General features: G+C 50.4%; 20 protein-coding genes. 10 read left to right on the forward strand and 10 right to left on the reverse strand.

All coding sequences use genetic code 11. From position 1 onward, the window contains the following. Window positions 1–226 precede the first annotated feature (226 nt). Window positions 227–2539 (reverse strand): NADP-dependent malic enzyme, encoded by a 2313-nt coding sequence (locus H8K38_RS16225; RefSeq protein WP_186885901.1) that lies wholly within the window; start codon window positions 2537–2539, stop codon window positions 227–229. A gap of 274 nt (window positions 2540–2813) precedes the next feature. Between H8K38_RS16225 and H8K38_RS16230 the strand changes: the two genes are divergently transcribed. From H8K38_RS16230 to H8K38_RS16270, 9 genes are all read left to right on the forward strand, one after another. After that, window positions 2814–3296, forward strand: a complete 483-nt coding sequence (locus tag H8K38_RS16230; RefSeq protein WP_186885902.1) for a rubrerythrin family protein — start codon at window positions 2814–2816, stop codon at window positions 3294–3296. 92 nt (window positions 3297–3388) lie between these two features. Further along, window positions 3389–3553: a rubredoxin gene (locus tag H8K38_RS16235; RefSeq protein WP_186885903.1), complete on the forward strand. Its 165-nt coding sequence runs from the start codon at window positions 3389–3391 to the stop codon at window positions 3551–3553. Between the two features lies 1 nt (window position 3554). After that, complete coding sequence (locus H8K38_RS16240) at window positions 3555–4757, forward strand: FAD-dependent oxidoreductase (RefSeq protein ID WP_186885904.1); 1203 nt, start codon at window positions 3555–3557, stop codon at window positions 4755–4757. Window positions 4758–5131: 374 nt separating this feature from the next. Beyond that, a complete protein-coding gene (thiL, locus tag H8K38_RS16245) occupies window positions 5132–6100 on the forward strand; it encodes a thiamine-phosphate kinase (RefSeq protein ID WP_186885905.1) in 969 nt (322 codons plus the stop codon). Further along, window positions 6097–6630, forward strand: a complete 534-nt coding sequence (locus H8K38_RS16250) for a phosphatidylglycerophosphatase A (RefSeq protein WP_255423036.1) — start codon at window positions 6097–6099, stop codon at window positions 6628–6630. The genes thiL and H8K38_RS16250 overlap by 4 nt, the downstream gene beginning before the upstream one ends. 154 nt (window positions 6631–6784) lie before the next feature. After that, on the forward strand, window positions 6785–7270 hold the full coding sequence (locus H8K38_RS16255; protein ID WP_186885906.1) for a CinA family protein: 486 nt from the start codon (window positions 6785–6787) through the stop codon (window positions 7268–7270). A 1-nt stretch (window position 7271) separates the two neighbouring features. Further along, complete coding sequence (locus tag H8K38_RS16260) at window positions 7272–7991, forward strand: response regulator (protein ID WP_186885907.1); 720 nt, start codon at window positions 7272–7274, stop codon at window positions 7989–7991. A gap of 29 nt (window positions 7992–8020) precedes the next feature. Next, entirely contained in the window at window positions 8021–9118 is a 1098-nt protein-coding gene (locus tag H8K38_RS16265; RefSeq protein WP_186885908.1) for an ATP-binding protein, read from the forward strand. A gap of 184 nt (window positions 9119–9302) precedes the next feature. Beyond that, entirely contained in the window at window positions 9303–10022 is a 720-nt protein-coding gene (locus tag H8K38_RS16270; protein ID WP_186885909.1) for an EF-hand domain-containing protein, read from the forward strand. Window positions 10023–10100: 78 nt separating this feature from the next. Here the strand turns inward: H8K38_RS16270 and fliL are convergent, their stop codons facing one another. Then, window positions 10101–10721, reverse strand: a complete 621-nt coding sequence (gene fliL, locus H8K38_RS16275; protein WP_186885910.1) for a flagellar basal body-associated protein FliL — start codon at window positions 10719–10721, stop codon at window positions 10101–10103. Between the two features lie 199 nt (window positions 10722–10920). Here fliL and H8K38_RS16280 point away from each other — a divergent pair, with 199 nt between their 5' ends. Beyond that, entirely contained in the window at window positions 10921–12006 is a 1086-nt protein-coding gene (locus H8K38_RS16280; RefSeq protein WP_186885911.1) for an acyltransferase family protein, read from the forward strand. 64 nt (window positions 12007–12070) lie between these two features. On the opposite strand, the gene H8K38_RS16285 is transcribed toward H8K38_RS16280, so the two are convergent. From H8K38_RS16285 to H8K38_RS16320, 8 genes are all read right to left on the reverse strand, one after another. Continuing rightward, window positions 12071–12670 carry a lysophospholipid acyltransferase family protein gene (locus tag H8K38_RS16285; RefSeq protein ID WP_186885912.1) on the reverse strand — a complete coding sequence of 200 codons (600 nt, stop codon included), beginning with the start codon at window positions 12668–12670 and terminating at the stop codon, window positions 12071–12073. Window positions 12671–12788: 118 nt separating this feature from the next. Further along, on the reverse strand, window positions 12789–13409 hold the full coding sequence (locus H8K38_RS16290; RefSeq protein ID WP_186885913.1) for a ParA family protein: 621 nt from the start codon (window positions 13407–13409) through the stop codon (window positions 12789–12791). A 127-nt stretch (window positions 13410–13536) separates the two neighbouring features. Continuing rightward, a complete protein-coding gene (locus H8K38_RS16295) occupies window positions 13537–14259 on the reverse strand; it encodes a pseudouridine synthase (protein WP_186885914.1) in 723 nt (240 codons plus the stop codon). Between the two features lie 64 nt (window positions 14260–14323). After that, window positions 14324–16312 carry an ATP-binding protein gene (locus H8K38_RS16300; protein WP_186885915.1) on the reverse strand — a complete coding sequence of 663 codons (1989 nt, stop codon included), beginning with the start codon at window positions 16310–16312 and terminating at the stop codon, window positions 14324–14326. A gap of 12 nt (window positions 16313–16324) precedes the next feature. Continuing rightward, window positions 16325–17146 carry an ABC transporter substrate-binding protein gene (locus tag H8K38_RS16305; RefSeq protein ID WP_186885916.1) on the reverse strand — a complete coding sequence of 274 codons (822 nt, stop codon included), beginning with the start codon at window positions 17144–17146 and terminating at the stop codon, window positions 16325–16327. 167 nt (window positions 17147–17313) lie between these two features. After that, window positions 17314–17937 carry a glycine zipper 2TM domain-containing protein gene (locus H8K38_RS16310; RefSeq protein ID WP_186885917.1) on the reverse strand — a complete coding sequence of 208 codons (624 nt, stop codon included), beginning with the start codon at window positions 17935–17937 and terminating at the stop codon, window positions 17314–17316. Between the two features lie 217 nt (window positions 17938–18154). After that, window positions 18155–20485 (reverse strand): methyl-accepting chemotaxis protein, encoded by a 2331-nt coding sequence (locus H8K38_RS16315; RefSeq protein WP_186885918.1) that lies wholly within the window; start codon window positions 20483–20485, stop codon window positions 18155–18157. A 268-nt stretch (window positions 20486–20753) separates the two neighbouring features. Next, the gene (locus H8K38_RS16320; RefSeq protein WP_186885919.1) at window positions 20754–21947 is read right to left on the reverse strand and encodes a PLP-dependent aminotransferase family protein; all 1194 of its coding nucleotides are present in this window, start codon (window positions 21945–21947) and stop codon (window positions 20754–20756) included. Window positions 21948–21955 lie beyond the last annotated feature (8 nt).

The following is a 21955-nucleotide window of genomic DNA, read 5'->3' on the forward strand; positions in this document are numbered from 1 at the left end:
CGGGCTGCTTTTTTACTTGCAGCTCTTCACTTTCTTCCCCCGCTTCTCAGCGGGAGCCGAACTATAGCAAAACCTTCCTCAATTCGCAATTTAACAGGTAAATTATTTTAATGAATATGCGAATGACGGCGGTAAAGACATTCGACGCAAATCAACGATCACAGATAAAAAAACAGCCTTGCGTCCTTTCGAACGCAAGGCTGTTTTCAGGTCCGCGTGATATTAATCAGCGCTGAGCAAGTGCATCAACCACACACAAAGCTGTCATATTAACGATACGACGGACTGTCGCCGACGGCGTCAGGATATGAACAGGTTTTGCACAACCCAATAAGATAGGGCCAATCGCAACGTTATTACCAGCGGTGATTTTCATCAGGTTATACGCGATGTTAGCTGCATCAATATTCGGCATAACCAGTAAATTCGCATCGCCCTTCAAAGTCGAATTCGGCATCATTTTTTTACGATATGCTGAGTCCAACGCCGTGTCGCCATGCATTTCGCCGTCGATTTCCAGGTCTGGCGCCTGACGCTGAATGATTTCCAGCGCCGCACGCATTTTTTGCGCGGATTCGCTATTGCTGGAGCCAAAATTAGAATGTGATAACAAGGCTGCTTTTGGTAACAAACCGAAACGGCGCATTTCTTCTGCGGCAAGTATCGTGATTTCCGCAATTTGTTCAGCTGTTGGATTCTCATTTACATGCGTGTCGACCAGAACGAGTTGACGATCCGGCAAGACCAGCACATTCATCGCCGCATTCACCTTAACATTACTGCGCTTACCGAGAACCTGGTTGATGTAATTCAGGTGCAGGCCAGTGCTACCGAACGTGCCGCAAATCATACCGTCAGCATCACCTTTATGGATCATCATTGATCCTATTAATGTGTGGCGACGGCGCATTTCCAGTTTCGCGTACTGCTCTGTCACGCCTTTGCGGCATGTCATCTCATGATAAGTCTTGGAATACTCGCGGTAGCGTGGATCAAACTCAGGGTTGATCACCTCAAAATCGACACCAGGGCGAATACGCAGACCAAACTTCTCAACGCGTTGCGCCAGAATATGTGGGCGCCCCACCAGAATCGGCGTTGCCAGCTTCTCATCAACAACGACCTGAACAGCACGCAGAACGCGCTCTTCTTCACCTTCTGGATAAACAATACGCTTACGATCTGCAGGTGCTTTTTTCGCCAACTGAAACAAAGGCTTCATGAAGGTACCGCTGTGATAGACGAATTGCTGCAACTTCTCAACGTATGCCTGCATGTCCTTGATCGGACGCGCCGCCACACCGCACTCTTCCGCTGCTTTTGCAACTGCTGGCGCGATCTTGATCATCAGGCGCGGATCAAATGGCTTAGGAATCAGATATTCCGGACCAAAAGACAAGTTGCTGATGCCATACGCGGAAGCAACGACGTCAGACTGTTCAGCCTGCGCCAACTCTGCAATCGCATGCACCACCGCGATTTCCATTTCACGTGTAATCGTCGTTGCGCCGCAATCGAGCGCACCACGGAAAATATAAGGGAAACACAAAACGTTGTTAACCTGATTCGGGAAGTCAGAACGACCGGTTGCCATCACTGCATCATCACGCACCGCCTTGACTTCTTCCGGCAGAATTTCCGGGGTCGGATTTGCCAGCGCCAGAATCAGCGGCTTTTCAGCCATCATTCTGACCATATCCTGTTTCAGTACGCCACCAGCAGACAAACCAAGGAAAATATCCGCGCCTTCAATGACTTCTTTCAAACTGCGTGCCGATGTTTCCTGCGCAAAGCGTTCCTTATCTGGGTCCATCAACTCTGCGCGGCCTTTGTAAACCACACCTGCCAGATCGGTCACATAGATGTTTTCAATCGGGAAGCCGAGATCCACGATCAGATCCAGACACGCCAACGCTGCAGCACCAGCACCGGAAACCACCAGTTTCGCATTTTTAATATCTTTACCGACGACTTTTAATCCGTTCATGATCGCGGCACCGACAATAATCGCCGTGCCGTGTTGATCGTCATGGAAGACCGGAATCTTCATGCGTTCACGTAATTTGCGCTCGATATAAAAACACTCTGGCGCTTTAATGTCTTCCAGATTAATACCGCCGAATGTTGGCTCCAGAGAAGCAATGATGTCGACCAGTTTGTCTGGGTCAGGTTCGTTGATTTCAATATCGAACACATCAATGCCAGCAAATTTCTTGAACAGAACGCCCTTGCCTTCCATCACTGGCTTAGATGCCAATGGGCCAATATTGCCGAGACCGAGCACTGCGGTACCGTTAGTAATCACACCGACCAGATTGCCACGCGCGGTGTACTTAAATGCAGCGGTAGGATCAGCAACGATTTCCTCGCACGGAGACGCCACACCAGGGGAATACGCTAACGCCAGATCGCGTTGATTTGTCAATTGTTTGGTTGGCGTCACACTGATTTTACCCGGCGTCGGGAACTCATGATATTCCAGTGCGGCCTGGCGCAACTGCTGACGTATTTGCTCTTTTTGATCTGATGACGAATCCATGTGGGGCTGCCTCTTTCTATTTTTACTTACTCAAAACTTACGATTAGCCTGTGATTCTAGCAGAGGGAACCCTCTAACTTCATACGTATTTACACGACTTTTATCTTTTTCAGAGGACGAATCAGATAAAAATCGATCAAATCACTCGCCCTTAAATAGCCAAAAACTATCTAATAAATAAAAACAATTGAATTCACAAATCAATTACTAATATCTATCATTGCACCATATTTGATAGAAAACGTTTTAAACAACGATCACCAAGGAGAGTCACATGAGCACCCAGGCAAATCCATCCATCACTATTCAAAACCTCGAATCTGCGTTTGCAGGCGAATCGATGGCACACATTAAATACCGCTATTTTGCCAAGCTGGCACGCGAAGCCGGTGCTGAAGATGTAGCACAAGCATTTGAAGCGACCGCAGATCAGGAAGTCATGCACGCATTCGGTCATCTCGATCTGCTGTATCCAAAAGCGCAACTGACCCCACAACGGGCTTTAGAAATCGCGATTGAAGGAGAAACGTATGAATACACAGAAATGTATCCAAAATTCCGCCACCTCGCCGTGGAAGAAGGCAATCACGCTGCTGTCGCCGAGTACGATGAGCAAATCGCAGAATCTAAGGAACATGCTGAAAACTTTAAGCGGACTTTAGCCATGGCAGCCAAACGCTTTGCCGCGCTGGCGAAAGTTGAAGAGCGTCATGCGAACCACTATCGCGCTGTGCTCGAAGCCAGCAAAGCATCCTAAGCAACGGCACACCGGACATTCCAGCGATGCCGCCGAATCAATGCGGCATCGCTGACAACATCAAAAAAACAAGCAACAATTCTGAGGACAATATGAAAACTTATCAATGTATCGTATGCGGTTTTATCTATGACGAAGCACTCGGTTTGCCGGAAGAAGGTATCCCTGCAGGCACACGCTGGGACGACATTCCAGCTGACTGGGAATGCCCGGACTGCGGCGTCGCCAAAGCCGATTTTAATATGGTGGAAATCTGATATGAAACCCGTCGCCATCATCGGTTCCGGCCTGGCGGGCTACACCGTGGCTCGTGAATTCCGTAAGCTGGACAAAACCACACCTGTGCTGATCATCACCGGCGATGATGGCGGCTTTTACTCCAAGCCCATGTTGTCGAACGCCTTTGCGCAAGGCAAAACCGCGAGTCATCTGCGCAGCCAGACGGCAGATCAGATGGCGGCGCAAATCAATGCCACGATCCTGACCAGAACACAAGTCCGTGGGATAGATACGACAAAGCAAACTGTCCACACCAGCGCCGGTGAATTTGAATTCAGTCAACTGGTGCTGGCGGTTGGCGCACAAGCAATACGTTTGCCGTTCGCAGGCAACGCCGCCGATCAGGTGTTGTCAGTGAATACGCTGGATGACTACGCGGTTCTGCGTGACAGACTCAGCCACGCCGGTGCGTCCGCCCGTGTTGCCATCATCGGCGCGGGTCTGATCGGCTGTGAATTTGCTGATGATCTGAGCACGGGAGGACATCAGGTCACCCTGATCGACCCGAATCCTGCACCGCTGGCGGCACTCGCGCCACCAGCGATTTCTGCAGGATTGCAAGCGGCACTGCAAGCGCGGCACGTGCAGTTCCGGCTGGGCACGACCAGCAGCAGTATCGATCGCACCGATACCAGCTTGCGGATCACGCTGGCCAACGGCGAACACATCGACGTCGATGTGATCTTGTCTGCAGTAGGTTTGCGTGCTGATATCCGCCTTGCACAGGAAGCGCATTTGCAAGCCGAGCGCGGCATCCTCGTGGATAAGTTTGGGCAAACCAGCGTCAAAGGCATTTATGCATTGGGCGATTGCGCACAATATGCACAAGCCGATGGCAACAGCGTCACCTTGCCGTATGTCGCACCGATCATGGCGGCAGCGCGCGCAATTGCACAAAGTCTGGCTGGAACGCCGACCACAATCGACTTTAAACCAGCGCCCGTCCTGGTGAAAACGCCAAGCTATCCGATCGCACTGGTAGCACCGCCACTGGCAATGGCGAAGCGTGGGCAATGGGAAAACGAGCAGACCGACAGTCATCCGGAAGTGTCCGCCAGCATCTGCCGCTTCATCGACAATGATGGTGTCGTGCGCGGCTTCGCGGTGGCACCACAGGAAGCGAAAATCAGGAATGCTTTATTGAGCGAACTTGGAACAGTGAAAACCTCAGCGATAGCCTGAAAACGCCAATACCTGCGCCTGCTGCGTGAGTGAAAAGCATCTCCAAAGGCATTTTGGGCGTTAAATATACTCCCCCCAGTATGTTTTAACGCCCTTTATTTACAAGGACATGAGCGTGTTTTTCTCACATACTCCCCTTTTTTCTTAAAAATGACGGGAAAAAGAGGAAAACGTGGGGATACCAATACAGCCCAGAAAGCTTGCTCCATCGGCATTCAACGAGGTGCAATCGCTCGTGCGTGTTGAAGGCATGTTGCAGACGTATTCAAGGAAAATTCTATGCAGACGGAATCTCCATTCGATGCGCGAAAAATCATGCGTCAGGGTGTCATCAGGAATGTCGCGTCGCCATCATCCTTGGGTACAATGCGCGCATGCTCTCAGAATTCGACTTAATCAAGCGCTATTTCGCGCACCATTCCGCGCCTGACGCCGTGCTCGCACTGGGTGTCGGCGACGACTGCGCCTTGCTCAATCCCACGCCCGGCATGCAAATCGCGATTTCCAGCGACATGCTGGTATCTGGCCGACATTTCTTTCCGGACGCAGATCCGTTTCTGCTGGGGCACAAATGCCTGGCGGTGAATCTCTCCGATCTGGCGGCGATGGGCGCAAAGCCGCTGGGATTCACGCTGGCCTTTTCTCTGCCCGAAGCCAATCCGGCTTGGCTGGAACAATTTGCGCATGGCTTGCTGAGTCTCGCGGATGCCCATCAATGCCGCCTGATCGGTGGCGACACCACCAAAGGGCCGCTGAATATCTGCATCACGATTTTTGGCGAACTGCCGAAAGACAGCGCGCTACGACGCGATGCGGCACAAATCGGTGACGATATCTGGGTCTCCGGCACGCTGGGGGATGCGCGTCTGGCATTGGCCGCGTGCTGGAAAGAAGTGGCGCTCAGCGATGCTGATCACCAACGCGCTGCGCAGCGCATGCATCAGCCTACGCCCCGCATCGCCCTCGGCATCGCCTTGCGTGGCATCGCCCATGCGGCACTGGATATTTCCGACGGGCTCGCAGGCGATCTCGGTCATATACTCGAACGTTCGGGCGTTGGTGCCACGCTGTTTGTCGATCAATTACCCGCCGGGCCGGTGTTACAGCAACAAACAATAGAATTACGCCGCCAGTTCACGCTGACAGGCGGTGATGATTATGAGTTGTGCTTCACAGCCCCGGCAGAGCGCCGCGCCGACATCATCGCCGCTGGGCTCGCAAGCAATACGCCAGTCACCCGCATCGGTCAGATTGAAGCAGCCGCGGGTTTGCGTCTGATCGATGATCAGTTGCAACCCGTTAGCATGACACTCCATTCCTTTGATCATTTCAGCACACCATGAACACGTCAGATACGTCAGACCTGCAACAACCAACGATCATCATCCGCCCCGACTGGCGTTTCATGCTGAGTCATCCGGCACATATTCTGGCGCAGGGTTTCGGCAGCGGCTTATCGCCAGCGGTGCCGGGTACCATGGGCACGCTGTTCGGCTGGCTCAGCTTTAATGTACTGAGTCAGCGCTGGCCGGAAATCTTTACGACCGCAGGCTGGGCGTGGATTATCGTCATCGGCTTTCTGATCGGCATCTGGGCTTGCAAAGTCACAGGAAAAAATCTTGGCGTGGCCGATCATGGCAGCATGGTGTGGGATGAAATCATCGCGATCTGGGCAGTGCTGTTGTTTGTGCTGCCGGCAGATGCGCGCACACAAACCTGGGCATTTCTGCTTTTCCGCTTTTTTGATATGGTCAAACCGCCGCCTATCCGCTATTTCGATCGCCACTTGAAGGGCGGATTCGGCGTGATGTGGGACGATATTGTCGCCGCCTTTTTTACGCTGCTGGTGTTTGCACTCTGGCGCGCATGGTGACACTGGCCTTTGCCGGACACCGTGCCGGATCTGAACGGCATTGATGTGTGACGCATGTCATAGATCACATCGGCGTCTTCACTTTCTGCCATACATGGTGGTAAAGTAAGTCTGACTTTACAGTCGCCAACAAAAACCAGACGGGAGACCCACCATGCAAAACGCACTTGAACTTGCAGCACAAATCGGCACCGAACTGAAAGAAAAACGGCTGTTACTGACGGTCGCCGAATCCTGTACCGGCGGCGGCGTGGCGCAGGCGATCACCGAAATCGCCGGCTCATCGGACTGGTTTGACTGCGGCTTCGTTACCTATTCCAATTCATCCAAATCAGAGCTGTTAAATATTCCGGCGGCGCTGATTGCCCGGCACGGTGCAGTCAGCGAAGAAATCGCCGCCGCAATGGCCGAAGGTGCCATCGCCAATTCAGAAGGCAATGTGTCCTTATCAACAACCGGCATTGCCGGCCCGACCGGGGCCGTTCCCGGTAAACCTATCGGCACAGTCTGCTTCGGCTGGGTCGTCGGCGGCGTCACACATACCGAGCGACTGATATTTACCGGCGACCGCCACGCGGTACGCGAACAAACAGTCGCACACGCACTGGCGAAGCTGCTGCGTTACTTACAGGAGTTATAAGTTGTCTTTCACCAGCGCCAGAATCCGCGCCTTACTCGTCGACGACGATGCTGAAATCGGCATCCTGCTGTGCAAGTATCTGGAAAAATTTGATATTCACTGCACCGCCGTCGGCGATGGCAGCGCCATGCGTGAAGCCTTGTCGCATCACACTTTTGATGTGGTCTTATTAGATCTGATGTTACCCGGTGAAGACGGTCTGACTCTGCTCCGTCACGTGCGTAACAAGAGCAACATCCCGGTCATCATGCTGACGGCACGCGGGGAATCGTCCGATAAAATTCTTGGTCTGGAATTAGGCGCAGATGACTATGTCGTCAAACCATTCGATACCCGCGAGCTGGTCGCCCGTATGCAAAGTGTGATCCGGCGCGCGCAGACGGAAGCAAAAAATCAGCAACTCGCCTCGGAAAATGAAATTCACTTTCAGGGATGGAAATTGCATTGTCCAAGCCGGCAATTACTCAGCCCACAAAAGCTGGTCGTTCCTTTATCCAATTCAGAATATAAATTATTGCGGGCATTTCTTGCCCATCCAAAACAGATACTGACGCGCGATCAGTTACTCGAACTGGCGATCGGCAAATCCAGTAATTCGGTTGATCGCAGCATCGATCTGATGGTGTCACGTCTGCGCCAAAAACTGAACGATGATCCGCGCCAGCCTTCGTTATTAGAAACTGTGCGTGGTGAAGGCTATGTCTTCAGCGCCAGCCTGTAATCGCGACGATGCAAAAATTACGGCAAAAAATGCGGCGAGTATTTGCCGACACGATTTTTAATCGCTTGTTCGGTCTCGCATTTGCCGCGGTCTTCGTCAGTCATGCCGCTACATTCGTTTTACTTTTCGTGTTCCTCAGAGATGCATCGCATCCACCACCGCCGGAACTACGCCCACCGGGAGCAGAATCGGGCTATTCAAGCAATCATCCGCCACAATACGGTGCGCGACCGCCGTCACCACATCGCAGATCCGGTATTGACGGCCCCTTATCCGGCTTACTGATCAGCATGAGTCTGCAATTGCTACTGCTGGCGATAGGCGCATGGATCAGTTCGCGTACACTCGCCAGACCGATACAGAATCTGGCTGCAGCGGCAAGCACGTTAGGCGATCAGCAAGTTGTTCCTGTGTCTGAAACCGGGCCGCTGGAAGTCAGGCAGGCTGCGGTCATTTTTAATCAGATGCAATATCGGATACATCAGCAAATGGAAGAGCGGGCACGCTTTCTGGCAGCGGTATCGCATGACCTGCGCACGCCATTAACGCGCATGAAATTACGCATAGATCAGACGGAAGCCACGGCCACCAACGGCAAGTTATTGCAGGACATCGATGAGATGCGCCACATGCTGGATGCGACGCTGGATTATTTACGCGGCAGCAGTGAATCCATGCAATATCTGGATATCCAGTCCATGCTGGAAGCCATCGTCGATAATATGCGCGACGAAGGAAAGAGCGTGCGTATCGAAGGTCATTTGCAACCAGTCTATGCAATGCCGAATGAATTACAACGCAGCATCATTAATCTGCTGGAAAACGCGATTTTTTATGGTGGCAGCACGCAGATTCAGCTACAGGATGCGACGGATTTCGCGCTGATCCGTATCAGTGACGAAGGGCCTGGCATTCCTGAATCAGAACTAACTAAAGTATTCGATCCGTTTTACCGCATCGCCGGAGCGCGCAACAAGAACAGTGGCGGCGTGGGCCTGGGCTTAAGTATTGCGCAGGAAATTATCCGTCAGCATCATGGCGTACTGAATCTCACGAACAATCCCAACGGGATCGGGCTTACCGCTGAAATCCGCCTGCCCCGCACGGCCATCAACGTAGCGAAATAAATTCAGAAGAAAGCTAAGTGTCTGCCCCACTGACGTTTGTATGTCATACCTGATACAAAGTTGACATAAACGAGCAAAATCAAGAAGGGACAATAAACACAGTCACACGTTTTGTCTGAGCTTGTCTGTCCACGCAATCTCATTCATTTCTCTTACTGATTTTTTCTTCGTACAGGAGACCACGATGAGCAGCATTTCCGGTATTTCGTCCACATCCGCCTATTCAGGCAGTGTCAGTAGTGTCAAACGGCAACGCCCGGATCCGGCGCAGATGGCTGAACAGGCGTTTTCCAAGCTCGATACCAAAGGTCAGGGCTATCTCGAAGTCAGCGATCTGGAATCCGCATTCAGCAACATCGCCAGCGCATCCGGCAGCGAGGCGACATCGACTGCCAACGATTTATTTAAAAAACTGGATGCTGATAGTGACGGCAAAGTAACCAAAGACGAGTTTTCCAGTGGCTTAAAAAAACTGGCGGACGACCTGGAAAGCCAGTTCAACCAAAGCCGCACTTCCGGCGTAGGACAGGACAGAGGTGCACCGCCTCCGCCGCCACCGTCCGGCGCATCAGAGGCATCAGGAGGCGGGACTGACGCCATCAGCTCGGGCAGCGCCACGACCAGCAGTACCGCTACAAGTTCGGCTAGTGACACGTCCGCAAGCAAAACGTATGAAGCTGCCGATACCAATCAGGATGGCAAGGTCACACAAAAAGAAGAGGAAGCGTATTTGCTGAAACTGCTCGAGGCGAAAACGGCTGCCAGTGGCGACAAAGGCACTCAACAAACAGGTGCTGCAGACAACAATAGTGAAGCAACACTGTTCAAAAAAGCGATACAACTGTTGCAGGCATATAGCTCCCCGTCCCCATCGAATTCTCAGAGTATTTCTGTCAGCGTCTGAAAAAATCTCGTGCACATAAAAAAAGTGGCTTCAATGAAGTCACTTTTTTTATTCCCGGAACAACATGCTTATCTACGCCTAATGATTTTGCATCAGCAACTCATTGATCAGTACTGAATCGATTTTATCTGTCGCCAGGCTCTGATTCAGTTCTGAGCGCAACATTTCCCGGACGCGTTCAAAACCCTCTTCGGAATGCAGGTCTTCAGGATTTATTTTTGCAACCACAATCGGAAAAATATCGGACAGCGCTTTTTTGTTCGTCGCCAGCCAGTCGCGGTTTTTATTCTGCACTTGTATTGTGACCTGAAGGCGGATCACTTGCCCATCAACGTTGACGACTGTTTTTGGCAGCGCCAGATAACTTGGGGTAGTTTCATCTTTGGCGATCACTTTGATGTAAAAAATAGCGGAAAAAATAACGACAAAACTACACAAAGCGATAATCGCCGCATACAAAGCAAAATTATCTTTCTTTTGCGTTTTGCGATGCGTGAGCACTGGTTTGGCCGGTGTCGCACGGGCCTGTGTTTTTGGCGCAGAGCGCACATCAGCAGGCGCTTTCGGCGCGGGGTCAGATGGCAAATCAAATTTCAAATCCGCCAACTCAGCATCCACCGCTTTCAATGCCTTACCGTCGACGTCTTCAAAGTCTAGTTGTGCACTTAATAAGCTGGCTTTGGATGGATTGGTCGCCATTGTTATTAACCCGTAAATGAATTTTTCTGAGCCGATATTGTAATGCAGGGCATAATTTCCAAGTGGAAACATTTTCATCTATGCGAGAATCTTCGCGACCTCAACGGAACCCGATTCTACTTTCGTTACAAACTAAGCGTCTATAGTAGCCCCGCTTTCGTTTAAGATGACGTGTTTTTTTATGTATTCCTTCGCAGCAATGTCCTCCTCACTTACTTCCGGCAGAAATATCTCTTTCGACAATATCAAAGCTATATTGATATTTTTAGTTGTCTTTGGTCATTTCGTCGAATTACATATTGCTCAGGATGCATTTCTGCGCCCCATCTGGATCTTCGCCTATGCATTTCACATGCCTATGTTTGCGTTGGTATCCGGGATATTCTCCAAAGCGAATCTCGACGAAAAACAATCAGTACAACTGATACGGAATATTGTAGCGCCGCTCCTGGGCTTCGAACTGATTTACGAGGCCACCGAATATCTGATACGCGGTTCCTTCAGCGTTTATGCGGGGCTGATCGCACCTTACTGGATGCTTTGGTATCTGATGAGTCTGTTGTGCTGGCGCTTGTTACTGCCGTTATTTGCGCGCTTACAATTTCCACTTATTCTGTCTCTTGGATTAGCGCTCGTCACCAGTTACTCTGAACACCTGGGTTATCTGCTGAGCGGTGCCCGTACGCTGTTCTTTTTCCCATTTTTTATTTTAGGCTGGAAACTCGGCGCAAATGCTTTCGTATCGAAAAGGCGTGACTGGCGCTTCATTTGTATGGCATCGGTGATTGTCATTGCTGCCAGTATTATGTGTTTCCGGCTACCAGCCCAATTCGATTACCGCTGGCTCTACGGCAGTTTTTCTTTGCACAGACTGGAAATGGCTGATCTGAGCGGCTCTTTGTACCAACTGCTGCAATATGGCGTATCAACGCTTTTAGGATTAAGCATCCTGTACTTGCTGAGTCTCAGAGACTGGGGATTGGCACACGTAGGGCAACGATCAATGTACGTATTTTTATGGCACGGAATGGCTCTGATCGCTCTTCATCAACTGGGCATACTGAATCGTATTTTTCAATTGGGCGATACCGCGCGCTTGTTGATCTCACTCGCCTCAAGCGCCGTAATTGTGTATCTGGGCTCCCATCGCTATTGTGAGAAATTTACGCAGAAATGTATCCTGAGCCCCTTGAACTGGCTATTGGTACGCCAGATACGCACTCCGAATCCAACGCCGGAAATCACTGCACAGCAGGTTAAAGACGCGCCGCTTACACAAAAATAAACCGGCAAGGCTAGCCGCATGTCCGGCATATTCGGATACGGACATGCGCTGAAAGGGAAGGTAATTACTTGGTCTGTATATGGTCGGCACTGAACTGCTGTGGATTTTTCCCCTGAATTCCGCTGTAAAACGCTTTGATCTCTTCCATATCCGCCGCAATATCACCTGTCGGCATGAACATGCGTCCGATTCCTCCGGCCTTTCTGCCAAAGTCCAGATATCCCAGTGCAATCGGTACACCGGCACCCAGCGCGATGTAATAGAAACCCGTTTTCCAGTGTGTGACTTTGCCTCGGGTACCTTCGGGCGGCACGATCACCGTCAGGCGCTCATTGGCATGGAAAGCATCAACAGTACCCTGCACCAGATTGCCGGCCGCGCTGCGGTTCACTGCAATGCCACCTAACCAGCGCATCACCACACGAATCACTGGCGGAAACAGGCTGGACTTTCCCATCCAGTAGACACGCAATCGTAAAGCAAAACACACCATTAAAGTCACGGGGAAATCCCAGTTACTGGTGTGAGGTGCGGCAATCAGCACATATTTCTTTTCGGTGGGCGTTTGCCCTTCAACACGCCATCCGGTCAGACGTAATGCCGCGACGGAAATCCAACGCATCAATGTGTTAATTACAGGTGTTTCAAAAATAGTTAAGTGCATGCCGCAAGTCTTTGATATCAAATGATAAATTTGCCCGAAAGCCGGGCGACCCGGCATTATATTGATATCTGCGAAAAGCAGAAACTATTTCTTCTTGCGGGCTGATCAATCACAAATTTCACACATTTGAATGGTTAATCCAGTGCAAAATATCACGCCATTGCTCCAGATCTTTTTCTACTTTGGAGGGGGCAACATCCCATAAGGTCGCGCCATGAGCCGCTAATTGTATGTAATTTTGGGTATCGCGCAGATAGCCCAGAACCGGCAGACCCAACTGCCCCGCGTAATGACGTAGCTGATCCGCAGAGCGGCTGCGGGCATTCACCCGCATACCAAGAATACCTACCCGGCAAGCATGCTCACGTCTGGCCAGTTTTTTCAAAAATTCTTCGGTCGCCAGAATATCGAAAATAGACGGCTGCACAGGCACAATGACGGTATCGGCAAGTTTCAGAATGACATCAAGCTTACTGCCTTTTAAACCGGCGGGAGTATCAAGCACAACATGACTGGTGCCTTTGGGCGGTCTGGCAACAGCATTGTCGGCCACCTCCCACGCTGTAATTGCGGGCAAATTCGCAGGACGCAAACCCAACCAGACGCGGGACGACTGCTGGACATCAGTATCCCCCAGCATGACCCGATTCCCTTGTGCTGCAAAATAACCCGCCAGGTTTGTGGCAAACGTGCTCTTCCCTACACCACCTTTAGGATTGGCAATCGCAATAACGCGCATACGGACTCCCCGTTCATAGCAAGACGACAGACCATTTCAGTTCAAACGATGATGAAAGTCTCTTACTTGCGTTTATTGCATCTGTCCAGCCAGGCAGCTACCCGAACCAGTAACAGATACCGCAGAATCAGCCGTTTGAAGGAATTAATAATGCCATTTGTTCCGGACTCAGGTAACACCACTCACCTTCCGCCAGCGCCAGAGAGTTCAGCGTCAACTGACCAATCGCAGTACGCTGCAAAGCCGCGCAGTGATTACCAGCCGCAGCTAACATCCGCTTCACCTGATGGTATTTACCTTGTTCGAGCACAATTTCTATTTTATGTGTGTCCAACTGACGGCATATCTGTGCTGCCAGCGGGGCAGGCTCGTCATGCAGCTGAACGCCATTTAATAAAGTGTTCACCAGATCATCGGTGACTGGCTCAGCCGTTGTTGCCAGATACACTTTCGGAATATGACGTTTTGGCGAAGACTGTGCGTGAATAAATGGCCCGTCATCGGACATCAATAACATCCCGGTCGTATCGTGATCCAGACGGCCGACAGGCTGCACATCGCGCCAGCTGAATTGCTCCGGCAGCAGCGTCAGCACACCGGGGTGATGGCTAGGCTTACGTGAACATTCAAAATTAGCGGGTTTATTGAGCGCAATATAAACGTGTTCGCGATATTGCCAGTCTTCTTCAAAAATCCGGAAAACCAGGCCGTCGGTCTCCAGCGTTTGTTTATAGTGGTCAACAACTTCACCGTTGATACTGATCTCACCGTCTTCAATCAATTCACGGCAGTATTTGCGTGTCCCAAAGCCCTGCGATTGCAGGATGCGGTCTAAAGATAATTTACTCATGGCGCGACTGTAGCAGAACAAAGCGGATCAAAGCTAGAGGCAAGACTAAACCCTTGCATGTTCGCTACCCATTCACCACTCTGGCGACGCGTGGAAGGGTAATTTTGAAGCAGGTTCCCTTGCCAAGCTGGCTTTCGACCGTGATATCGCCGCCTAATACATCTTTGATGAGGTTGTACACGATATTCAGGCCTAAACCACTGCCGCCCTGCCCCAGACGGGTCGTAAAAAACGGATCGAATATACGCCCAAGGTTAGCCGGAGGAATCCCTTTGCCATCATCGGCGACCAGCATTTCGACGTGTTCCGAGTCAATCAGTTTTGCAGAGATCGTCACGCGGCCACGTTTGTCTGGGTCAAAAGCATGGATGAACGCATTATTGATGAGATTGGTCATGACCTGACCTAAAGCACCGGGATAGCTATCCATCATGAATTTTGGCGGGAGTTCTGCAACAACCGTATATTTTGTTTTCCGTATCATCGGCCCCAGCGTCGTAATCAACTCATCCATCATGCCATCCAGCGCAAAAATTCGCCGGTTGGCACTGGTGCGGTCAACCGCCACCTGTTTGAAACTCGTGACCAGTTCGGATGCCTTGCTCAGATTACGCAACAGCAGATCGCTACCGAGTCTGGCATTTTTTAAGTAGTCGTCCAACACTGATTTACGTATGCCGTGCTCATATTGCTTCAGAAAATCATCGGTTTGTTGCTGCAAGGTACTGGCGACCGTGACACAAGTACCGATAGGCGTATTCAGTTCATGCGCAACTCCGGCAACCAAAGAACCCAGAGCGGCCATTTTTTCTGTTCTGAGCAATTCCTGTTGCGCGCGCTGCAAATTTTCCAGAACAACAGTGAGTTCAGAATTCGCCTCTTCGAGCTCATGAGTACGTTCGAATACACGTTTTTCCAGCGTCTGATTCATATTCCGGATATCCAGCTCATTCTGACGCTTTTCCGTAATATCTTCCTGCACCAGTACTAACAAAGGCTCATTGCCGACGCGGATGATACGGCCGGATACCTGACACAGCAGATTTTGTTCGCCGACGCCACAGCGGCACCACGCTTCGTAAGAATGTATCTCTCCCTCACGTTCCAGAATATGAACGATGCGATCAAAGTCGTCCGGATTTCTCCATAATTGTGCTTGCATGGCGGGATTACCCAGCGTTGTCTCGCGCTCCCACTTAAACTGACGCAACCACGCATCATTAACATCCATAATCGCGTAACGTTCAGCTTTCCGCAAAACAGTCATCGCGACGGGAGATGACTGGAAAATAGCGATGAATTTATTTTCGGTATCGCGCAACACCTGTTCAACTCTGGAGCGCTCCAGCAATTCTTGTTGCAAAACCTGATTTTGCAAATCCCGCTCTGCAATCAGGCTGCCCAGATTCAAACGCATCTGATCAAGCCCATGCGCAAGATTACCGATCTCATCCTGACGTTTCCATTCCAGTGACTTATTGAGCTCACCTGCAGACAAAAATAACGTCGCTCTTTGCAGTTTTTGTATAGGACGGACTATCCTGCGATCAAAGACAAACCAGATCAGGACAAAAGAAAATATCACCTGCGCCAGCAACGCAAGCAGCAATTTCAGAATGTCATCAAAGAAATCGCGATCAACGTAAGCAGAGGTCAGTTCCAGCGATACTTTCCCGATCACCTTCTGATCCAGCCTGATATCGCGCGCCAGACTGACGACATTGTTTTGGGGTTTGCGCTCTTTTTCCAGATGTACAAAGACAGTGCCAGATTCATCGGTGATCGTAACGCTGTTGACCTCACGGTTACGCATCACTGCCTGTACAAACTGCCCGGCAACTTCCCTGTCAACGTTCCATAACGGAACTTCCATGGCCTTGGATAACATGTCCGCATACTGAGACATCGGACTATAAACACGTAACTGTAACTCCCGCTCGTAACGTGTCTTGACCGTGAAATACCCAAATAAAACCGCGGGCACCAAAATGCCCGCAGCCACACCGATGATGGATATTTGTCTGAGCGACAGATGACGCAAAATGGATCTCAATCTGAACGGTCTCTATTTAGCTTGTTGCTTACGCCACAATTGAATATTCGATGAAACCAGCTTGTTCATCAGATTTTGTTTCTCCAGCTTGTACAAGGCTTTTGCGATCCGCCCACGCATTTCCGGCGTGTTGCAAGGTGATTTGTGAGAAATGGTCAGGTATAAATTTTCGTTGGTGACTGGTGGTAATAAGGGCTTGAGATTCTGGATGTTCATTTTCGCGATATACGCGAGCCCCGGGTCTTCTTCGTAAATCAGATAATCTGCACGCGACAATGTCAATAAGGTGAGCGCCTGTTCCAGACTTGGGACAGTGGCAACCTTCAGCGACTCACTGGCATAGCGGTCAAAGTCTTCACCAAAACTATTGTTAATGACGGTGATACCACGCTTACCAACCAGATCTTTCCATTTTTTATATGTCAGCGCACTGTCTTTCCTGACCCAGATGACAGTGCGTGTTTCACGAAACGCCGGATAAAAATAATCCATGTAATCAAACCGCGGCAACGTTAAAAACGCCCCCGCCAGCAAATCAACGCGCCCGAGTTTTGCTTCCTCCTGCACCCGCCCCCAGGGGCCGATATATTTCACTTCCACCGGGATACCAATCTCTTTCGACAAGGATTGCATGAGATCGGCATTCGCGCCTATCAAATGGCTTTCATCATCGGGATCGCGCCATAAAAAGGGGGGATATTCAGGATTACCTGTGGCGATCAGTTTCTTGCACACTTCGTCAGCCGCAGCCGCCGCAGAGCCGAATGCAGTCCCTAAAGTGATGAGTATGCCCGCCATGCGCAACAAGGTTGCCGTTCTGAAATGGCATCTCATAGAGCAAGAATCTCCACGTCGTTGATTAATCGAATTTGCAGTCTATCGTCAGTACAGACGCTAAGCAAGAAATCAGTTTCAGCATTGCAACATTCAAACTCTGTGGCGAAAAGCCTGATTCTCGCTTACGCCAGAATCAGGCTACACGCACACAGATTAATTAAAAATTAACGACGGACAATACTGTTACCGGAAGCGCGAACCTGATCGCCATATTGGTAGCCAGGATCATTCTCAAATTGATAATTCTGCTTGCTACCGTTGTCATATTGCACAGTGACGGTCCAGATTTTGCTGCTTTTTACCTTTTGTTCAATTTTGTGGCCGGCCATCGCACCACCTGCAGCACCAGCAATTGTTGCCAGATCACGCCCGGTTCCACCGCCGACCTGATTTCCCAGCAAAGCACCGGCAACACCGCCCGCAATCACGCCCAGGGCACCGCCTTCGCCTTCTCTTTCACTCACGTTCACCGCAGTGACGCGACCGCAGTCAGCACATACTTGCTGATTTCTATTATTGTTCTGCCCGTTACTGTAAGTGTTGTTGTACGAGCTGGCTTTTTTTGCGCTGTCCAGCGCTCCGTTATAAACCGCTTTCGCATCGCGCAAACACTGCATGCGTGCACTTGAACTGGTTTCTTCCGCACACAACTTCTTATCGTCCGCATAACGTGCTGCCGCCTGACGGGACGCCTCCGCATACTGTTGTTTTCCGCTGGAAGAATTCTGCGCATAAGCACCGCTGACGGCAGCCAGCAATACAGCAGTCGCAATTAAACTTTTTTTCATGATCCGCTCCTGTTAAGTAAAAGCATCTGTGTTATTGCATTTGATGCGAAGACAATCACTGAATAGTGATTATGCAATGTAACGGCATACTTCAGATTTTGCTGACACTTCTTACATTTACTCACATTTTTCAATGTAAATGCAAATAAACAAACCCGCCGCAGGCGGGTCTGACCGGACACCAGTCTGGCATGAGCCTTATCGCCGTTACACGAACTCAGTTAAATCCCAGCCGTTTAATTGCCGATAGCACCAGCACAACCTCGGTGGTAGCTGCCGAAAATGCTGTTCCATGGCTCAAGGCATCTTCTGCCTGCTCATGTTTCCCGCTATTAATCAGTTCGCCAACCTGACCTGCCACCCGATGAAAACGGGCATGATTTTCAACCAGTGTCGTGAACGACTGCCTTTCGCGCAAACGCTGACCATCAGAATAAATCCATTTCCCAAGGGCGCAACAATCGTCGCGGCACAGGGTTTTCACGTCAACATGCGCGGACTTTTCAATCGCGTCACGTAACTTCACCTTCCACAGACGGTGGGCATCAATAATGCCATCAATGTCTATACCTTCCACGACAACCGGCTGCTTATTCCCCGGCAAGCGGAACTCATCAACCTGCGCTGCCAACCTGACAGCGACACTGCGCTGAGAATTCGCTGCGGTTGCAGCCTGCTCCACCAGATTCGCGTTGGCCTGCGTATTACGGTCCAGCTCGCTGACCGCTTCACCTATCTGCGCGACCCCCATACTTTGCTCACGCGCACCATTCGCCACATCATCGAGTAACACTTTGATTCTGTCTGCATTCGCGACGATCTCATTCATGGTCTCGCCTGCAGTCTGAACGACGATCGTTCCTGCCGAGATTTCAGTCGTGGTGCCTGAAATTAAGGTTTTAATTTCTTTTGCGGCTTCCGCACTACGCCCTGCCAGCGCCCGGACTTCTGATGCCACAACAGCAAAGCCCCTTCCTTGTTCGCCTGCACGCGCTGCTTCCACTGCCGCATTCAAGGCCAGAATATTGGTCTGAAATGCGATGCCATCAATCACGCTGATGATGTCGCTGATTTTTCTGGAAGAATCCTGTATTCCTTCCATGGTCTTGACCACACTGTGCATCACGTCACCGCCACGTGTCGCCGTTGCAGCGTTTTCTATTGCAATCAGTGATGCCTGACGCACAGAATCTGCCGTCATCTGCACGGTCGAGGTGGTTTCTTCCAATGCTGCAGAAGACTCTTCCAGCGCGGAAGCCGCAGATTCAGTCCGCGCGGATAAATCCAGCGTGCCCTGTGCAATTTCTATACTGGAGGCGACCACACTATCGCTGGCAATCTGCACCTGCTGCACAGTATCGCGCAGAGATTTCTGCATATTACTCAGCTCTTTGAGTATGGAAGCAATTTCATCCCTGCCCGCGCTGCTGATTTCAGTACGCAAGTCCCCCATAGAGATATTAATCAGTTGATTTTTGACTTTCGCGATCCCGGCTTTCATTGAATTATAAAAGCCGATGAACAGATAAGCCGCGATACAAAGACTGAAAATGGAGACAAGCAGCGTTGTCAGCAAATGGCGCTTAATTGCTGCCTCGCGCTCAGCCAGCATGGCATCGAGTACGGATAAATTTTTTCCTACCTGCACAAACTGACTCTGCAGACTGCCGTTCACGGTACGGACGTAATCTGCCTGCTCTGCAACAACAACCGCCGCGCCCGGTGCAAAATTCTTTTTCGCCGTGCTGATTAATTTGTCGGTAATCTCTTCTGCAGAGTCAGACAGCATAGAAAAATGACGTGGAGCAGCAAGCTTCACCGTCGCCAGATCTTCAGCGACCAATTTTCGTTCATGTTCGATCAGCGCTGTATTCGCGGCAATTTTTACCGCCAGCTCTGGAGTTACTTCTGTTGATTTATACGCAGCACGACCCAGACGGCCCAAATCGGAAACATTCAACAGTATTCCGGGTGTGCGCAGCAGCAAAGCGCTCATCAGATGATACGAAGCCAACTCCGGATCCAGAGCCAGGCTGGAACCGTTATTCACTTTATTCTGCAAAACGACCAGGCTCTGAAACAATGCGGTAACGTTCTGATAGGCTTCATCGGGATTGTTATTTGTTCCCTGCGCTGCTTGCAGCGCCGCTTTCGACGAATTCAGTACTGTCGTACTACCGATTTCAGCTCCGGCTTCGCGATCTATCTCTTCGACTTTTTTGAATACATTTTCGAAACTGGCACGCATCTCATCAACCCGCGCACTAGGATCGCCCAGTATCTGCAAACGTGTGTGATAGCGCCAGTTAATTGCCGCCTCCATCGCGGCATACAATGACTTTGAATAACGAACACCGGCACGCTCTTTCTTTGCAAATGTCAGATCCTGATTAACGGCATTCAAATAAGAAACCGACAGACAAAGTACCGGCAACATAAACGCTGCGCTGATCAGCAACATCTTTCCTGGAAATTTTAACTGCCCCATCAACACGGAACCGGGATGCCATAAGCCTGAGTTTAAAAGACGTTGAATCAATTTTTTCATGTGCGAAGATAGTCTGGAATAATTGCGTAAGCTTTCTATGGTACTTCTTATAAGCAGTATGAAATTATCACAATCGTATTTTTTAACGACATTCAACAATCATTAAACAATTATTGATTTTACTTAAACTGACTGCGGCAAATACTTGCGAAAAATGGTGGGTGTGCTTCCTCTTTTTCCGGGCACCACCTTACGGCGAGCATCCGTGATTCCATAAATAAAAAAGGCACCACAACGGTGCCTTTTTTGAGAACAACAGTATCGATTTTTATAATCTGGCCTGAATCAGCTTACCTAATTTTTCCACGCCTTCATTGATACGTTCAGGCGAGACGGTGACGAACGATAAGCGCATGGTATTTTTTGCCGGATTATTCGCGTAGAACGGACCGCCCGGAACAAAAGCCACGTTCTGCTTGATCGCATCATCCAGCAACTCGTTGCTGTCGATGTGTGCAGGCAAAGTGATCCAGATAAACATACCGCCCTCTGGCTTCGTCCACTCAACACCGGCCGGGAAAAACTTCGTCAATGCATCCAGCATCACCTGACACTGGCGGGCGTAAAACGTGCGGATGGTAGGAATGTGCTCACCAAGAAAGCCATCTTTGATCACTTCATACACCGCCATTTGCGTCAGTTGTGACGTGTGCAGATCAGCCGCCTGTTTGGCCTGTTCCAGCTTACGAATCAGCTTTGTCGGGCCAACCACGTAACCAAGGCGAATACCCGGCGTCAGCACTTTGGAGAATGAGCCCATGTAAATCACGCCATCCGGATTCATGTTCAACATCTTAGGCAAAGGCTCGCCGGAATAGCACAAATCACCATACGGATTATCTTCAATCAGCGGAATACCCATGCGCGCACAGATCTCGACGAGTTCGATACGACGTTCCAGCGACATCGTACGCCCGGTCGGGTTCTGGAAGTTCGGCAAGGCATACATCAGGCGTGCACCCTCACCTTTGGCGGAGACGGAAGAAGGGATCAATCCATGCGCATCGGTATCGACAGAAACGAACTCTGGCTGATACACAGAAAATGCCTGCAGCGCGCCGAGATAGCTCGGTGTTTCAACCAGTATCTTGCTGCCTTCATCAATCAGCACTTTGCCCAGCAAATCCAGTCCTTGTTGCGAGCCGGACACCATCAATATCTGATCGGGTGTGATCTTGCAATCGGCGGTCGACAAAGAATTTGCCAGAAACTCGCGCAATGGTGCATAACCATCGCTGGTGCCGTATTGCAGAGCAGACTTACCTTGTGTCGCCAGTACTTTATCAAATGCAGCCTGCATGCGTTCCACCGGAAAGGTTTCAGGTGAAGGCAGGCCACCGGCAAAAGAAATGACTTCAGGGCGCGACGTCACTTTCAAAATCTCGCGTATCACAGAGCTTTGCAGTTGCTCAGCGCGTTCGGAAAACTTCCAATTGATAGGGGTAGGATTTTTAAGTTTCATGCTGGTCT

The organism is Undibacterium sp. FT79W (genome assembly GCF_014284215.1).
Lineage (GTDB): Bacteria > Pseudomonadota > Gammaproteobacteria > Burkholderiales > Burkholderiaceae_D > Undibacterium > Undibacterium aquatile.

What these genes read in the sequence shown, in the direction of transcription:
- H8K38_RS16295 (WP_186885914.1), bottom strand. Translation starts at nt 14,259, where the DNA reads ATGAGTAAATTATCTTTAGACCGCATCCTGCAATCGCAGGGCTTTGGG.
- H8K38_RS16265 (WP_186885908.1), top strand. Translation starts at nt 8,021, where the DNA reads ATGCGGCGAGTATTTGCCGACACGATTTTTAATCGCTTGTTCGGTCTC.
- H8K38_RS16235 (WP_186885903.1), top strand. Translation starts at nt 3,389, where the DNA reads ATGAAAACTTATCAATGTATCGTATGCGGTTTTATCTATGACGAAGCA.
- H8K38_RS16255 (WP_186885906.1), top strand. Translation starts at nt 6,785, where the DNA reads ATGCAAAACGCACTTGAACTTGCAGCACAAATCGGCACCGAACTGAAA.
- H8K38_RS16285 (WP_186885912.1), bottom strand. Translation starts at nt 12,670, where the DNA reads ATGCACTTAACTATTTTTGAAACACCTGTAATTAACACATTGATGCGT.
- fliL (WP_186885910.1), bottom strand. Translation starts at nt 10,721, where the DNA reads ATGGCGACCAATCCATCCAAAGCCAGCTTATTAAGTGCACAACTAGAC.
- H8K38_RS16240 (WP_186885904.1), top strand. Translation starts at nt 3,555, where the DNA reads ATGAAACCCGTCGCCATCATCGGTTCCGGCCTGGCGGGCTACACCGTG.
- H8K38_RS16315 (WP_186885918.1), bottom strand. Translation starts at nt 20,485, where the DNA reads ATGAAAAAATTGATTCAACGTCTTTTAAACTCAGGCTTATGGCATCCC.
- H8K38_RS16290 (WP_186885913.1), bottom strand. Translation starts at nt 13,409, where the DNA reads ATGCGCGTTATTGCGATTGCCAATCCTAAAGGTGGTGTAGGGAAGAGC.
- H8K38_RS16310 (WP_186885917.1), bottom strand. Translation starts at nt 17,937, where the DNA reads ATGAAAAAAAGTTTAATTGCGACTGCTGTATTGCTGGCTGCCGTCAGC.
- H8K38_RS16270 (WP_186885909.1), top strand. Translation starts at nt 9,303, where the DNA reads ATGAGCAGCATTTCCGGTATTTCGTCCACATCCGCCTATTCAGGCAGT.
- H8K38_RS16230 (WP_186885902.1), top strand. Translation starts at nt 2,814, where the DNA reads ATGAGCACCCAGGCAAATCCATCCATCACTATTCAAAACCTCGAATCT.
- H8K38_RS16280 (WP_186885911.1), top strand. Translation starts at nt 10,921, where the DNA reads ATGTCCTCCTCACTTACTTCCGGCAGAAATATCTCTTTCGACAATATC.
- H8K38_RS16305 (WP_186885916.1), bottom strand. Translation starts at nt 17,146, where the DNA reads ATGAGATGCCATTTCAGAACGGCAACCTTGTTGCGCATGGCGGGCATA.
- H8K38_RS16225 (WP_186885901.1), bottom strand. Translation starts at nt 2,539, where the DNA reads ATGGATTCGTCATCAGATCAAAAAGAGCAAATACGTCAGCAGTTGCGC.
- thiL (WP_186885905.1), top strand. Translation starts at nt 5,132, where the DNA reads ATGCTCTCAGAATTCGACTTAATCAAGCGCTATTTCGCGCACCATTCC.
- H8K38_RS16250 (WP_255423036.1), top strand. Translation starts at nt 6,097, where the DNA reads ATGAACACGTCAGATACGTCAGACCTGCAACAACCAACGATCATCATC.
- H8K38_RS16320 (WP_186885919.1), bottom strand. Translation starts at nt 21,947, where the DNA reads ATGAAACTTAAAAATCCTACCCCTATCAATTGGAAGTTTTCCGAACGC.